This window comes from Arthrobacter alpinus (assembly GCF_001294625.1).
Classification (GTDB): Bacteria; Actinomycetota; Actinomycetes; order Actinomycetales; family Micrococcaceae; genus Specibacter; species Specibacter alpinus_A.
The window spans coordinates 1,693,109-1,707,593 of record NZ_CP012677.1; the positions used below are offsets into that span (position 1 = coordinate 1,693,109).

14 protein-coding genes are annotated in these 14,485 nt (G+C 63.7%); 1 reads left to right on the forward strand and 13 read right to left on the reverse strand.

What is annotated here, in order from left to right; translation table 11 throughout:
- Nucleotides 1–31: 31 nt before the first annotated feature.
- From coaBC to pyrR, 11 genes are all read right to left on the reverse strand, one after another.
- Nucleotides 32–1,309 carry a bifunctional phosphopantothenoylcysteine decarboxylase/phosphopantothenate--cysteine ligase CoaBC gene (gene coaBC, locus AOC05_RS07490; RefSeq protein WP_062009503.1) on the reverse strand — a complete coding sequence of 426 codons (1,278 nt, stop codon included), beginning with the start codon at nt 1,307–1,309 and terminating at the stop codon, nt 32–34.
- 32 nt (nt 1,310–1,341) lie between these two features.
- Nucleotides 1,342–1,599, reverse strand: a complete 258-nt coding sequence (gene rpoZ / locus AOC05_RS07495; protein WP_062006696.1) for a DNA-directed RNA polymerase subunit omega — start codon at nt 1,597–1,599, stop codon at nt 1,342–1,344.
- 35 nt (nt 1,600–1,634) lie between these two features.
- The gene (gmk, locus tag AOC05_RS07500; RefSeq protein ID WP_062009505.1) at nt 1,635–2,210 is read right to left on the reverse strand and encodes a guanylate kinase; all 576 of its coding nucleotides are present in this window, start codon (nt 2,208–2,210) and stop codon (nt 1,635–1,637) included.
- Nucleotides 2,211–2,257: 47 nt separating this feature from the next.
- Nucleotides 2,258–2,578, reverse strand: a complete 321-nt coding sequence (gene mihF, locus AOC05_RS07505) for an integration host factor, actinobacterial type (protein ID WP_062006697.1) — start codon at nt 2,576–2,578, stop codon at nt 2,258–2,260.
- A gap of 172 nt (nt 2,579–2,750) precedes the next feature.
- Entirely contained in the window at nt 2,751–3,545 is a 795-nt protein-coding gene (gene pyrF / locus AOC05_RS07510; RefSeq protein WP_230085671.1) for an orotidine-5'-phosphate decarboxylase, read from the reverse strand.
- Between the two features lie 91 nt (nt 3,546–3,636).
- Complete coding sequence (carB, locus tag AOC05_RS07515) at nt 3,637–6,966, reverse strand: carbamoyl-phosphate synthase large subunit (protein ID WP_062006699.1); 3,330 nt, start codon at nt 6,964–6,966, stop codon at nt 3,637–3,639.
- The gene (carA, locus tag AOC05_RS07520; protein WP_062006700.1) at nt 6,966–8,201 is read right to left on the reverse strand and encodes a glutamine-hydrolyzing carbamoyl-phosphate synthase small subunit; all 1,236 of its coding nucleotides are present in this window, start codon (nt 8,199–8,201) and stop codon (nt 6,966–6,968) included. The genes carB and carA overlap by 1 nt, the downstream gene beginning before the upstream one ends.
- Complete coding sequence (locus AOC05_RS07525) at nt 8,188–8,745, reverse strand: hypothetical protein (protein WP_230085251.1); 558 nt, start codon at nt 8,743–8,745, stop codon at nt 8,188–8,190. Before AOC05_RS07525 ends, carA begins: the two co-directional genes overlap by 14 nt.
- The gene (locus AOC05_RS07530; RefSeq protein ID WP_062006701.1) at nt 8,745–10,070 is read right to left on the reverse strand and encodes a dihydroorotase; all 1,326 of its coding nucleotides are present in this window, start codon (nt 10,068–10,070) and stop codon (nt 8,745–8,747) included. The genes AOC05_RS07525 and AOC05_RS07530 overlap by 1 nt, the downstream gene beginning before the upstream one ends.
- On the reverse strand, nt 10,067–11,068 hold the full coding sequence (locus tag AOC05_RS07535) for an aspartate carbamoyltransferase catalytic subunit (RefSeq protein WP_062006702.1): 1,002 nt from the start codon (nt 11,066–11,068) through the stop codon (nt 10,067–10,069). The genes AOC05_RS07530 and AOC05_RS07535 overlap by 4 nt, the downstream gene beginning before the upstream one ends.
- Nucleotides 11,065–11,754, reverse strand: a complete 690-nt coding sequence (gene pyrR, locus AOC05_RS07540) for a bifunctional pyr operon transcriptional regulator/uracil phosphoribosyltransferase PyrR (RefSeq protein WP_230085252.1) — start codon at nt 11,752–11,754, stop codon at nt 11,065–11,067. The genes AOC05_RS07535 and pyrR overlap by 4 nt, the downstream gene beginning before the upstream one ends.
- Before the next feature lie 147 nt (nt 11,755–11,901).
- Between pyrR and AOC05_RS07545 the strand changes: the two genes are divergently transcribed.
- The gene (locus AOC05_RS07545) at nt 11,902–13,317 is read left to right on the forward strand and encodes a PrsW family intramembrane metalloprotease (RefSeq protein WP_062006703.1); all 1,416 of its coding nucleotides are present in this window, start codon (nt 11,902–11,904) and stop codon (nt 13,315–13,317) included.
- 101 nt (nt 13,318–13,418) lie between these two features.
- On the opposite strand, the gene nusB is transcribed toward AOC05_RS07545, so the two are convergent.
- Both nusB and efp read right to left on the reverse strand, forming a co-directional pair.
- Nucleotides 13,419–13,865, reverse strand: a complete 447-nt coding sequence (nusB, locus tag AOC05_RS07550; RefSeq protein ID WP_062006704.1) for a transcription antitermination factor NusB — start codon at nt 13,863–13,865, stop codon at nt 13,419–13,421.
- Complete coding sequence (gene efp, locus AOC05_RS07555; protein WP_062006705.1) at nt 13,865–14,428, reverse strand: elongation factor P; 564 nt, start codon at nt 14,426–14,428, stop codon at nt 13,865–13,867. Before efp ends, nusB begins: the two co-directional genes overlap by 1 nt.
- Between the last annotated feature and the right edge of the window lie 57 nt (nt 14,429–14,485).

Genomic DNA, 14,485 nt, shown 5'->3' on the forward strand with positions numbered 1-14,485 from the left:
GATTGGAAACACATGGACACACTTGGCCGTGCTAACTTGCGCTAAGCCGTGCGGCTATGACACGCACGACGGTGTCGGCCACCGTCCGCTTGGACCCCGAGGCCTGCACGGGGGTGGCGCCGTCAAGGGCAAGGATCTGGACCTGGTTGCTGTCCTGGCCGAACACCCGCTCGGTTCCGGAGTCCCCCGGACCCACCTCGTTCACCACCAGCAGATCGCAACCCTTTCGTTGCAATTTGGCTTCCGCATAGCTGAGCGCGTCATCTTGGTCATCACCGGTTTCCGCGGCGAAGCCGACGATGAGTTGCTTGAGGTTTTGTGCGGCCCGGTGAGCCACAACTTCAACAAGAATGTCTGGGTTGCGGACCAAGTTGATGACCGGGTCTGCGGTGTCGTCACGTTTTTTGATCTTGCCGGAGGAGATGCTGGCTGGCCGGAAGTCCGCGACGGCGGCTGCCATGATGACGACGTCGAAAGTCCCTGCCGCGGACAACGTGGCGGCACGCAGTTCCAGAGCCGTTTCAACGCTTTGAAGTTTGGCTCCGGCCGGGGCCGCCACGTCCATGTGGGCGTGGATCACGGTGACGTCCGCACCGGCCGCCAGGGCCGCCTCAGCCAGGGCCACGCCCTGCTTGCCGGAGGACTTGTTGCCCAGGAATCTCACCGGATCCAGAGGTTCGCGGGTTCCGCCAGCGGTGATCAAGACACGCTTGCCGGAGAGGGCTCCCCCGGCTGCGGTAGTCGTCGGCAGCGCCACGGAAGCCGGTGCGGTGCCGGCGGCGTGGGCGGGAATCAACGCCATTGCGGCGGCAAAGATCAGCTCGGGTTCGGGCAGGCGTCCGGGCCCTGTGTCAGGTCCGGTCAGCCTCCCCACTGCCGGGTCCAGGACGTGGACGCCACGGGATCGCAGCGCAGCCACATTGGCTTGAGTTGCAGCATGCTGCCACATCTCGGTGTGCATGGCCGGGGCGAAGAGCACCGGTCCCCGGGCCATGAGCAAGGTGGTTGTCAGCAGGTCATCGGCATGGCCGCCGGCAGCCCGCGCAAGCAGGTCCGCCGTGGCAGGGGCCACCACAATGAGATCGGCCTCGTGGCCGAGCCTGACGTGATTGACCTGATCCACAGCGTGGAAGACGTCATTGCTGACGGGGCGCCCGCTCAAGGCCTCCCACGTGGCCACTCCCACAAATTTGGTGGAGGCCTGCGTGGGGATGACGGTGACGGCGTGGCCGGCCTCGGTAAAAAGGCGCAACAATAGGGCGGACTTGTAGGCGGCGATGCCGCCGCCTACCCCCAGAACAATGTTCAGCTCGGTCACCGGTGAGGTGGTGTTCGCCGCAGTTACGCGGTTTCGATCGGCGTGGAAACCAGCAGGCCCTCGTCGATTTCACGGAATGCGATGGAAAGCGACTTCTCGTTCAGTTTCGTGTCGACCAGAGGGCCAACATACTCGAACAAGCCCTCGTGGAGCTGTGCGTAGTAGGCGTTGATCTGGCGGGCACGCTTAGCGCCAAAGATGACCAATCCATACTTTGAATCCGCAGCCTCAAGCAGCGAATCGATGGATGGGTTGATGATGCCTTCGGGTTGTGTAGTCAATTACTTCTCCAAAATGTGTATGGGGTGAGGCACGGTTAATCAACGTGGCTGGGCGTAAGGCCCATCAAGGTGACAAGCTCGGCTGCGGCCCGGCTTACATCATCGTTGACGATGGTGTAATCAAACTCCGGTTGGGCAGCAAGTTCCAGTTTAGCTGTTTCCAGCCGCCGTTGCTGCTCCTGCTGCGTTTCTGTGCCGCGTCCCACTAGCCGGCGGACAAGTTCGGCCCAGCTGGGTGGTGACAGGAACACGAAATCGGCCTCCGGCATGGCTGCTTTTACCTGCCGGGCGCCTTGCAAATCAATCTCCAACAGCACGCATCGGCCGGCCTGGACGGCTGCTTCGACGGTGCTGCGCAAGGTTCCATAGCGGTTTTGGCCGTGGACCACAGCCCACTCCAGCAGGTCACCGTGCTCGATCAGCGCATCGAACTCTTGGGCCGTCTTGAAGAAGTAGTGCACCCCTTCAATCTCGCCGGGCCGGGCCGGGCGGGTCGTGGCGGAGACAGAAAGCCACACTTGCGGGTAGTTGTCCCGAATAAACGTTGACACCGTCCCCTTTCCCACGGCGGTGGGGCCAGCCAGCACGGTCACACCGCTGCGGGGCTTGATGCGGGTGGTGTTCTCACCTGGCACGTGCACCGTGTTGCCTTGGGCGCTCACAGCACCTGCCCCAGATAGTCCACCAGGGCACGGCGCTGGTGGACGCCCAGGCCCCGCACCCTGCGACTTGGGGAAATCCCCAGCTCGCTCATAATCACTGTTGCACGTACCTTTCCAATGCCCGGAAGGGCTTCCAATAAGTCTGTCACTTTAAGCCTGCCTAGGGCCGGTTCCTCGCCTGCCGCCGCGATGACGGCGGCAACGGAAACCATCCCGGACTTCAACTCGGCCTTGATCCGGGACCTGACGGTACGGGCCGCCGCGGCCTTCTGGAGTGCTTCTGCGCGTTCTTGGTCAGTCAATGACGGCAAACTCACGAAAAGGCTCCTTGCGGTGGCAGCGGTGCGGACAAAATCTTCCTGGGCCGGTGGCAGGGCTCTTTGACAGGGCCCTGCGCATGGAACCCTATCCCATGAACCTATCCGTACCGGGGCCGGAAAATCAATCCGCTGGGCCAGCATCCTGCAGGGCGATGATGACCCGTTCCATCTACAGACCGAGCAGGGTCTGTGCCGTCGCCTCTCGCAGGGCCAACAGATCCGGCCCGGCAGCCAGGATGCCCCGGCTTGAGGTAGCCAGGACGGCCGGGTATGCGGGGCCAAAAGTTGCACGCATATCCGCGCCCGTGGCCCCTTGAGCACCAAGCCCCGGGGCCAGTATGGGCCCGTGAACCGCTGCTAAATCAATGCCCAGGTCCGTGAGGGCGGAACCGACAGTGGCACCCACCACCAGTCCTACCGAGCCCAGAGCATCCGCTGCATAGCGCTGATTTTCTAGCGTTGCCGCCCGCACAATGCGCCAGGCCACCGACTCGCTCCCACCCACATGCTGCACCGAGGCACCTTCAGGGTTGGAGGTCAGTGCGAGCACAAACACACCACGACCCGACGACGCCGCCAGATCAAGTGCAGGACGCAGCGACTCAAACCCCAAGTACGGGCTTAGCGTCACCGAGTCTGCCGCCAGAGAGGAACCATCGCGCAGCCACGCATCGGCGTAGCCTGCCATGGTGGAGCCAATGTCCCCGCGCTTGGCGTCGGCAATCGTCAACACCTCTGCCTGCGCGGAGGCGGCCAGGAGCTCCTCGAGTGCTGCCAGACCGGCCGAGCCGTGCCGCTCGTACAAGGCAACCTGCGGCTTGATGGCTGCCGCCAGCGGCGCCACGGCCTCCAACACTGTCTGTGAGAAAGTTCTCAAACCCTGGGGCGAGTCCGTCAAGCCCCACGCCGCCAGGAGTCCCGGGTGCGGGTCGATGCCCACACACAAGGGGCCTCTGGCGGCCATGGCTGCGGCGAGCCGTGAACCGAAGGGTGCGTGTCCGCCGGGTTTTGAACTAGCTGGACCACCGGTGGTCGAGCCCGGACCGCCGTCGTCCTTATTTGGCATGCAGCAGCGCCTGATTGTTCTGAACCGCCTGGCCGGCTGCCAGAACCTTCGCGTGTTCCTGCAAGCTGGTGACATCCCATTCGTAGGTGCGCAGCGCCTCCATGGCTTGGACGGCCACGTTGAACTCGGCCACAGTGGTGATGCAGGGCCTGCCGTTGGAGACGGCCGCTGCGCGGATCTCGTAGCCGTCACCGCGGGCCTGGCCGCCTGAGGGGGTGTTGAAGATCATGTCGATCTCTCCGTTGTTGATCAGGTCAACAATGGTTCCTTCACCTTCAGCCGAGGTGCCTTCAGCGATTTTTCTCACCGTGGTGGAGGCGACGCCGTTGCGCCGTAGCAGATCGGCCGTGCCGCCCGTGGAGACGATCTCGTAGCCGAGGTCGGCCAGGCGCTTGACGGCCATGATGATGTTGCGTTTGTCGCGGTTGGCGACAGAGACAAAGATCTTGCCTGAGACGGGCAGGGCGTTATTGGCCCCGGCCTGACTCTTGGCGAACGCCGTGTCAAAGTGCTTGTCAATGCCCATGACCTCGCCGGTGGAGCGCATTTCCGGGCCCAGCAGTGAGTCCACGACGTGGCCCTCCACGGTGCGGAAACGGTTGAACGGCATGACCGCTTCCTTCACGGCCACAGGGGCACTGTCCGGCAAGGTGCCGCCGTCGCCCACCTCGGGGAGGATGTGGTGGACGCTACGCAGATGGGCGATGGACACGCCAACACCGATCAGCGCAGCGGCCTTGGCCATCTGCACGCCTGTCGCCTTGGAAACGAATGGGACGGTGCGGGAGGCGCGCGGGTTGGCCTCGAGCACGTACAGGATGTCCGCGGCCAGGGCGAACTGGATGTTGATCAGCCCGCGCACGCCCACGCCTTCGGCGATGGCACGGGTGGCCACCCGAACCCGTTCCTGGACGTCCTTGCCCAAGGTGATGGGCGGAAGCACACAGGCGGAGTCACCGGAGTGGATACCCGCCTCTTCGATGTGCTCCATGATGCCGCCAAGGTACATGTCCTTGCCGTCGAAGAGCGCGTCAACGTCAATCTCGATGGCGTCTTCGAGGAACCTGTCGATCAACACCGGGTGCGCCTGGGTGATTTCCGTGGCGTTCTTGATGTAGCGGGAGAGGTTCGCCTCATCGTAGACGATCTCCATGCCGCGGCCACCCAAAACGTAGGACGGGCGCACCAGGACCGGATAGCCGATCTCATCAGCGATCTTCTTGGCGTCATTGAAGGACACGGCCGTGCCATTTTTCGGGGCGATCAGGCCGGCTTCATCGAGGACGCGGGAGAACATGCCCCGGTGCTCGGCCAGGTCGATGGCTTCCGGGGACGTGCCCAAGATGGGCACACCGGCGTCGGCCAGTTCCTGTGCCAGCTTCAGCGGTGTCTGCCCGCCCAGCTGCACGAACACGCCCATCACACCACCGGTGCGCTCCTCTGCCGCGATGACCTCCAGCACATCTTCAAGCGTCAGCGGCTCAAAGTATAGGCGGGTGGAGACGTCGTAGTCAGTGGAGACGGTTTCCGGGTTGCAGTTGACCATGACGGTCTCGTAGCCGGCCTTGCGCAATGCCATGGAGGCGTGCACGCAGGAGTAGTCAAACTCAATGCCCTGGCCGATGCGATTCGGGCCCGAGCCCAGGATGATGATCGACGGCTTTTCATGCAGCGCAATCTCATCTTCCTCATCGTAGGAGGAGTAGTGATACGGGGTGTAGGCGTTGAATTCGGCCGCACACGTGTCAACTGTCTTGTAGACGGGGCGGATGTTCAGGGCTTGGCGCACGCCGCGGACGACGGCCTCGGTGTTGTGCGTCAGGGACCCGATCTGGGCGTCGGAGAAGCCGTGGCGTTTGGCTAGTTTCAACATTTCCGGGGTCAGGGCTGTGGACTGGCGGATCTGCACAGCGATCTCGTTCAGCAGCACCAGCTGGTCCAGGAACCAGGGGTCAATCCCTGTGGCCGTGTACAGTTCTTCAACCGTGGCACCGCCGAGCAGGGCGCGCTGGACCTGGGACAGGCGCTCCGTGGTGGGCCGCTTGGACAACTCGATCAGCTCGGGGACATCTAGGGCGTTGACTGATGAGAAGTCCAGGCTGGCACCCTTTTGCTCCAGGGAACGCAGCGCCTTCTGCAGCGCCTCGGTGAAGTTGCGGCCCATGGCCATGGCCTCGCCGACGCTCTTCATGGTGGTGGTCAAGGTGGTGTCGGCCGCAGGGAACTTCTCAAAGGCGAAGCGCGGGACCTTGACAACAACATAGTCCAGGGCCGGCTCGAACGACGCCGGGGTCTTCTGTGTGATGTCGTTGGGGATCTCATCGAGGGTGTAGCCCAGGGAAAGCTTCGTGGCGATCTTGGCGATGGCGAAGCCGGTCGCCTTCGAGGCCAGTGCCGAGGAGCGGGACACTCGCGGGTTCATCTCAATGACGACGACACGCCCCGTGTCGGGCTCAATGGCGAACTGGATGTTGCAGCCGCCGGTGTCCACGCCCACCTCGCGGATGATGGCAATGGAGATGTCGCGCAGGTTCTGGTATTCACGGTCCGTCAGGGTCATGGCCGGGGCCACCGTGATGGAATCGCCTGTGTGCACGCCGACCGGGTCAAAGTTTTCAATGGAGCACACAACAACGACGTTGTCGTTCTTATCGCGCATCATCTCCAGCTCGTATTCCTTCCAGCCCAGGATGCTCTCTTCGAGCAAAACCTCGGTGGTCGGGCTGTACTGCAGGCCCTGGCCCACGATGCGAGTGAGGTCCGACGGCGTGTAGGCCAGTCCGGAGCCGAGCCCGCCCATGGTGAAGGAGGGGCGCACCACCATGGGATAGCCAAGGTCCTCGGCTGCCGCGAAGGCTTCCTCGATGGTGTGGATGATGTGGCTGCGGGCGGACTCGGCGCCGCAACGCTCCACGACGCCCTTGAACTTTTCGCGGTCCTCGCCCAGCTCGATGGCTGCGATGTTCGCGCCGATCAGCTCCACGTTGTACTTGGCCAACACGCCGTTCTTGTCCAGTGCGATGGCGGCGTTCAGAGCCGTCTGACCGCCTAGGGTCGGCAGGATGGCGTCGGGGCGTTCCTTGGCGATGATCTTCTCAATCACCTCGGGGGTGATGGGTTCCACGTAGGTGGCGTCGGCGAACTCGGGGTCGGTCATGATGGTGGCCGGGTTGGAGTTCACGAGGATGACCCGCAGTCCCTCTTCCTTCAAAACACGCAGCGCCTGGGTGCCGGAGTAGTCAAACTCTGCGGCCTGGCCGATCACAATGGGACCGGATCCAATGACCAGTACGGACTTAAGATCTTCTCTCTTCGGCATTACTTGGCTTCCTGGCTCTGTGTGGAATGGCTCTGTGTGGAATGGCTCTGTGTGGTCTTGCTGGCATCTGATGTCTTGCTGGCGGTCATCATCGCGATGAACCGGTCAAAGAGGTAGGCGGCGTCGTGCGGGCCGGCCGCTGCTTCGGGGTGGTATTGGACGGAGAAGGCGGGGATATCCAGGCAGGACAGGCCTTCCACCACCTGGTCGTTGAGGCTGATGTGGCTGACCTCGACCCGGCCAAAGCGTTCTTCAGGGGCCAAAGCCGGCCCATCCAGGGGCGCGTCGACGGCAAAGCCGTGGTTTTGGCTGGTGATCTCCACCTTGCCTGTGCTGCGGTCCATGACGGGCTGGTTCATGCCGCGGTGGCCGTAGCGCAGCTTGTAGGTGCCAAAGCCCAGGGCGCGGCCCAGGATCTGGTTGCCGAAGCAGATACCAAAGTAGGGCACGTCCGCGTCGAGGAAGCTGCGCACAAACGCGACCTGGCGGTCCGCGGTTGCGGGGTCGCCGGGGCCGTTGGAGATGAAGACGCCGTCGGGGTTCAAGGCCATCGCGTCATCGAAGCTGGTGGTTGCCGGCAGCACGTGCAGGCGTACGCCGCGCTCGGCGAAGCGGGCCGGGGTCATAGCCTTCATGCCCAGGTCGAGGGCGACGATGGTGAACAGCGCCTCCCCATCCCAGCCGTGGTCTGCAGGCTCGACGACGAACGCTTCCTTGGTGCTGACCTCTTCAGCCAGCGCAAGGCCCTCCATGGACGGCTGGGCGTTCACCTCGGCCAGCAGTTCGGCCCCGGGACGCAACGCGTCGGCCCCGGAAAAGATTCCGGCCTTCATGGCGCCGCGTTCGCGCAGGTGCCGGGTGATGGCACGGGTGTCAACACCCTGGATGCCGACGACGCCGTGGGTGATGAGCTCGTCGTCGAGCGTTCCCTCGGAGCGCCAGTTGGACGGGCGGCGGGCCGCGTCACGGACCACGTAGCCGGCTGCCCAGATCTTCGTGGACTCATTGTCGGCTGCGTTGACACCGGTGTTGCCGATGTGCGGGGCCGTCTGGACGATCAGCTGGCGGGCATAGGAGGGGTCCGTGAGGGTCTCTTGGTAGCCGGTCATGCCGGTGGTGAAGACCGCCTCGCCCAGGGCGGTGCCCTGCGCTCCGTAGCTGGTGCCGCGGAATGTACGGCCGTCTTCAAGTATCAGTAGCGCCTGTGCAGGCATGGTTGCTTCACTCATTCTCATCGTTCTTTCTGCTTATGTCGGCGTCGGAAATGTCTTGGACACCGTCCAACAATTCATTCGAAGCCAATTCACTCAAAGCCTGGATCAGGGGGCGTTTTGCAGCAGCCTCATGGGTCCTAAATCCCGTGTCCACGCTCATCTGACCCAGTAGCCAGCTCATGACCACCAGTCCGTCTTTTTCCACAAACTTGCCGGCCATGCCAGCCTGCGTGGTGACTTCCGTCAGGGCCGCCCTGGCGATGAACACCTCCGGGGCCCCCCTGCGCCGCACCAGCACGCCCTCGGGGTGGATGCTCAGCTCCGCCGGGGTGCGCACACCCAGCCGGTGAACGGCAATCCGGTCCAGCCAGTCGCCGGTGGAGGTGGTGGTGACGTACTGTCCGGCCACAATCAGGGTGGGCGCACCCAGATTGTCGGGGACTGCGGGAAGCTGCGGCACATCGGCCTGCCGCTTGAGCTTGTTCCGCCAGCCCCAACCCATCATCCCAAAGATGACCACGATCAGCAGGAGCGTGAGGATCGCCGGGATGGTCCGTTCGCCCACTAGTTGGACTCATAACGGTAGGGCGTGTTCAACACGCCGTCGAGCACCGTGGGGTGGCCGCGGAAGAACGTCGCCACAACCTTCCCTGGCAACTCCATGCCCGCGAACGGGGAGTTACGGCCCTTGGTCGCCATGGCGTACGGGTCCACGTTCCAGCGGGCGCCCGGGTCAACCAGGACGATGTTCGCCGGCTCCCCGACGGCCAGCGGCCGGCCTTGGTCAGCCAGCTGGCCGATGGCCGCCGGTGCGGTGGAGGTGACACGCGCAAAGTCGCCCCACGTCATCAAGCCGGTCTCGATCATGGCGTCCTGCACCACAGATAGCGCGGTTTCCAGACCGGTCATGCCCATGGCCGCGGACGCCCACTCGCATTCCTTGGCTTCGCTGGGATGCGGAGCATGGTCGGTTCCGACAATGTCGATGGTGCCATCGGCCAAGGCAGCACGCAGGGCGTGCACGTCCGCGTCGGCGCGCAGCGGCGGGTTGACCTTGTAGACGGGGTTGTAGCTGCGGACCAGTTCCTCAGTCAGCATCAGGTGATGCGGGGTGACCTCGGCGGTGACTTTGATGCCGCGCTCCTTGGCCCAGCGGATGATCTCCACCGAACCGGCTGTGGACACGTGACACACGTGCAGGCGGGAGCCCACGTGCTGGGCCAGCAGCACGTCGCGGGCGATGATCGACTCCTCGGCAACGGCAGGCCAGCCGGCCAGGCCCAGGACTGCCGAGACCTTGCCCTCGTTCATCTGGGCACCCTCGGTGAGGCGGGGCTCCTGCGCATGCTGGGCAATGACGCCGTCGAACGCCTTGACATATTCCAACGCCCGGCGCATCAGAACAGGGTCGCTGACGCAGATGCCGTCGTCGGAGAACACCCGGACACGGGCCCGGGAATCAGCCATGGCGCCCAGCTCGGCGAGTTGCTTGCCGGCCAGTCCCACCGTGACGGCGCCGACGGGGCGAACGTCCACCCAGCCCGATTCGATGCCGAGGGAGTGAACCTGCTCCACGACGCCGGCGGTGTCGGCCACGGGTGAGCTGTTGGCCATGGCATGCACTGCGGTGAACCCGCCCAGGGCGGCCGCACGGGTCCCAGTTTCAACCGTTTCGGCGTCCTCGCGTCCCGGCTCGCGCAGGTGGGTGTGCAGGTCAACCAGGCCGGGCAAAGCGACCAGGCCGCTCGCGTCGATGACAGTGGCGTCACTGACCACCTCGGCGCCGAGATCTTTTCCGACTGCGGTGATGACTCCGCCGGCGATGAGCAGGTCGGCGGTTTCCTTCCCCAGCAGGGACGCTGAGCGGATCAAATAACTGCGGTTCGTCATGAATGGTCCTTTACAGAGGGCGTGGTGGGGGTTTCGCGCAAATCTCCGGACAGGAGCAGGTACAGCGCGGCCATGCGCACCGAAACGCCGTTGCGCACTTGAGCCAGCACTGTCGAGCGCGGGGAGTCCGCCGCCGCCGAGGAGATTTCCAGGCCACGGTTCATGGGGCCGGGGTGCATGATGATGGTGTCCTTGAGATCGAGCGCGTCCAGCCTTGCCAGGCGTGCATCGTCAAATCCCCACCGGCGGGCATACTCGCGGGTGGATGGGAAGAAGGAGGCGTTCATGCGTTCGGCCTGCACGCGCAGCATCATGACCGCGTCAACTCCTTTGTCCAGGGCGGCATCGAGGTCATAAGTGACCTCGCAGGGCCAATGCTCGACGCCGACCGGCAGCAAGGTGGGCGGGGCCACCAAGGTAACGTGGGCACCCAGGGTACGCAGCAGCCACACGTTGGAGCGGGCCACCCGGGAGTGCAGCACATCCCCTGCGATGAGAACCCGCATGCCCGACAGGTCAGCCCCCACCGAGGGGATGCCTTGCAGCTTGGACCAGTGCGCACGCATCGTGAAAGCGTCAAGCAGGGCCTGTGTGGGGTGGGCGTGGGTGCCGTCACCGGCATTGATGACGGCCGCGTCGATCCAGCCGGAGGTGGCCAGGCGGGCCGGGGCACCCGAGGCCCAATGCCGGATAACGACGGCGTCCGCGCCCATGGCCTGCAGGGTCTGGGCGGTGTCCTTCAGGGATTCCCCCTTGGACACCGAGGAGCCCTTCGCACTGAAGTTGATGACATCCGCGGAGAGGCGTTTCGCCGCGGCTTCGAAGGAGATTCGCGTGCGGGTGGAGTCCTCAAAGAACAAGTTCACCACGGTTCGTCCACGCAGGGCGGGAAGCTTTTTAATTTCCCGCTCCCCCACGGCAGCCATCTCCTGGGCGGTGTCCAAGATGGCCAGCGTATGCTCACGGCTCAGCTGTTCAGTTCCCAGCAGATGCCTCATGCGCCAGCCTCAATAACCACTTCGTCGGTGACATCCGCGCCGTCGATCTCGGCAAGCCGAACCCGGACTTTTTCACTGGAGGAGGTGGGCAGGTTCTTGCCCACATGATCGGCCCGGATGGGCAGTTCACGGTGGCCGCGATCCACCAGGACGGCCAGGCGCACTGCCCGCGGCCGGCCCAAATCCACTAATGCGTCCAGGGCGGCCCGGATGGTCCGTCCCGAGTACAGGACGTCATCAACGAGGACGATGACCTTGTTATCGATGCCGGAGACCGGAAGCTGGGTGCGCTGGGGGGCACGGGTGGGTTGGTGGGCTAGATCGTCTCGGAACATGGTGACGTCAAGCTGGCCCACGATGGCTGCCGGGTCGATGCTCGGATCGGTGGCAGCTAGTTTGGCGGCCAACCGCTGGGCAAGAGGGTAGCCGCGGCGCGGGATGCCCAACAAGAGGAGGTTTTCCGAGCCCTTGTTCGCTTCCAAAATCTCATAAGCGATCCGGGTCAACGCCCTGTCGATGTCTGCGGCGCTCAACACCACACGGGAGGAAGCTCCGGCGCCCCCTGCGTTCTCTCCCACCGCAGTGGAGTCGCTGGGTACTGCAGTGGAGTCGCTGGATACTATGGAGCTGCTGGGTACTGTGAAGCTGCTAGGTACAAGCTCAAAAGGCATAGAGGAGCTAGTCATTACCTCAGGCCCCCTTTCCCCGCCTCACAGGACGGAATTAAAAGGATGTTTGCACCGCCAAATCTACCACAGCGCCCCCTCTCTCCCGCCCCCGGCGGGGTGTGCTGCCCTTTGGAGCGGCCCGCCCTTGGCCCTAGTGTTAGGGGTATGACTGAACCAGGGCGGGCGCCGCATCCCCAAGGCAACAACCCCGACCGGCAGCGTCCAGGCGACGGCGCACCGCTGGCGCAACCGCACTACGCCCAGGCGCCGCTGGCGCCAGCATCCCAGCCGCTGGCCGCACCCGCCTACGCCGCGGCGGGAGGTACGGGCGCTCCAGGCGCTCCGTCGCCGGAGTATTGGATGCACGCCCCACCGGTGAAGCACCGGCACAAGGGCACCGGCCTGAAGGTGACTAACATCATCTTGTTGTGTGTGCTGATCCTGGTCACTGCGGGAACCCTGACCGTCTTTGCGTGGTCCATTGGTGTCAGCGTATTCCTGATCTGCGGGGCACTGGCAATGATTCCCTTAAGCATCTGCGTTGCCGCCCTAGTGTGGATTGACCGTTGGGAGCCTGAACCGAAGACCGCCTTGTTGCTTGGCTTCTGCTGGGGCGCCGGCATGGCCGTCATCACCACCTTGATCCTGGGCAGCTGGGTGCAGCCGCTGCTGCTCATCGCAAGTAACGCCTCAACGGATTCCGACGTGATCGGCGCCGTCGTCCAGGCTCCACTGGTGGAAGAGCTTTGCAAGGGTGCCGGGGTGCTGCTGTTGTTTTTCCTGCGCCGACGCACCTTTGACGGTCCCATCGACGGGCTGGTCTATGCCGGCATCATTGCAGCAGGCTTCGCCTTCACCGAGAACATCCTCTACTTTGGCAACGCCTGGGCCGAAGGCGACGGCCTTGCCGGGGCCCTCGTGGGGACCTTCGTGATGCGCGGGCTAATGTCACCATTTGCCCATGTCATGTTCACGGGCGCCCTGGGCATCTGCGTTGGCTACGCTGCACGCCGCGGCGGTACCGCAATGGTGCTGGGCGCCTGGGCGGTGGGGCTGATTCCAGCCATGTTGTTGCACGGTTTGTGGAACGGCCTGACCTTCATCGGCGGGAGCTTCTTTGTGATGTACCTGATGCTGCAGGTGCCCATCTTCGTATCCTTCATTGGTGTCATCGTGTTGTTGCGCCGCTCGGAGGCAAAACTCACCCGGGAGCGACTGGCCGACTATGTGCCGTCAGGGTGGTTCAGCCCCCAAGAGGTGCCGATGCTCGCAACAGGTTCCGGCCGGCGTCATGCGCTGACATGGGCCAAGAGCTTCGGGGCGGGGCCGGCCATGAAGGAACTGATTCGCCTCGCCACCCGTTTGGCATTCACCAGGAACCGGTTGCTGGTCGACGCCAAGGGCGCCCCGGGCCGCGCTGGCGCCGCCCGGTTCACTGCGGCACAGGCCCAGGAGCTGGAACTACTCAACCGCTCAACCGCCACACGTGGGGAACTTCTGGGCCAGCACGCCGCAGCGCTCTGGCGCGCACGGCAGCTCCAGGCGAGCAGGTACCAGCCAAATTGGCCGCCCCACAGCTAGCCGGCCTTAAACAACTGACCCGCACCCGGAAACGAGATCCAGGTGCGGGTTCTTTGTAAGGGCCCCACGCCGAGCTTGCTACGTGTAGGAGGGTGCGGGGATCAGGCCAGCAGGGTTGGCTTGACCTGTTGCAGGCGGCCCAGGAGTCCGTTGACGAACTGGGGGGACTCGTCGGTGGAGAGCGTCTTGGCCAACTCGACCGCCTCACTGACAGCGACGGCGTCGGGAACGTCATCGTTGAACAACAGCTCCCACGTGCCGATGCGCAGGATGATGCGATCGACGGCCGGCATGCGTTCCAGCGTCCAGCCCTGCGAGTACGTCTGCAGGTACTCATCGATGCTTTCCTGCATGGCCGTGACGCCTTCAACAAGGTCTACCGTGTACACGTTGATGACCTGATCGGCAACGATGCGCCGCGCCGTCATTGCTGAAAGCGCACTTACGTCACGTTGTTCGGCCTCGAACAAGATGTCCAAGGCGCGGCGGCGAGCCTTGCTCCGCGCCGAGTTGGGTTTGCCCGTGGGGCTAGTTTGAGCGCTTGCCACTACTCGCTTACACGTCCCAAGTAGCTGCCGTCACGGGTATCAACCTTGACGAGGGTGTCGTTGTCAACGAACAAAGGAACCTGGATCTCGTAGCCGGTCTCCACCGTGGCGGGCTTGGTTCCGGCGGAGGAGCGGTCACCCTGCAGACCGGGCTCGGTGTAGGTGATGCGCAGCTGCACCGACGGAGGCAACTCAATGTACAGCGGGGTGCCTTCGTGCAAAGCAATGGTGACGTTGATGTTTTCCAACAAGAAGTTGGTGGCATCCCCGACAGTCTTGGCCGAAACAGTCAGTTGGTCGTAGTTCTGGTTGTCCATGAAGACGAAGTCTTCGCCATCCTGATACAGGTACTGGTAATCGGAGCGGTCCACTGTGGCTGTTTCGATCTTCAAGCCGGCGTTGAACGTCTTGTCGACAACCTTGCCGGAGAGGATGTTGCGCATCTTGGTGCGGACAAACGCGCCGCCCTTGCCCGGCTTGACGTGCTGGAACTCAATGACGTTCCAGAGCTGTCCCTCAAGCTTGAGGACGGTGCCATTCTTAATGTCGTTAGTCGTTGCCAAAGGTCGCCTCTTACGTATAAGTGTTATCAAAAATCCATTGATCATACTACCGCACGG

What these genes read in the sequence shown, in the direction of transcription:
- carB (WP_062006699.1), bottom strand. Translation starts at nt 6,966, where the DNA reads ATGCCGAAGAGAGAAGATCTTAAGTCCGTACTGGTCATTGGATCCGGT.
- carA (WP_062006700.1), bottom strand. Translation starts at nt 8,201, where the DNA reads ATGAGAATGAGTGAAGCAACCATGCCTGCACAGGCGCTACTGATACTT.
- pyrR (WP_230085252.1), bottom strand. Translation starts at nt 11,754, where the DNA reads ATGACTAGCTCCTCTATGCCTTTTGAGCTTGTACCTAGCAGCTTCACA.
- AOC05_RS07530 (WP_062006701.1), bottom strand. Translation starts at nt 10,070, where the DNA reads ATGACGAACCGCAGTTATTTGATCCGCTCAGCGTCCCTGCTGGGGAAG.
- AOC05_RS07535 (WP_062006702.1), bottom strand. Translation starts at nt 11,068, where the DNA reads ATGAGGCATCTGCTGGGAACTGAACAGCTGAGCCGTGAGCATACGCTG.
- AOC05_RS07545 (WP_062006703.1), top strand. Translation starts at nt 11,902, where the DNA reads ATGACTGAACCAGGGCGGGCGCCGCATCCCCAAGGCAACAACCCCGAC.
- pyrF (WP_230085671.1), bottom strand. Translation starts at nt 3,545, where the DNA reads ATGGCCGCCAGAGGCCCCTTGTGTGTGGGCATCGACCCGCACCCGGGA.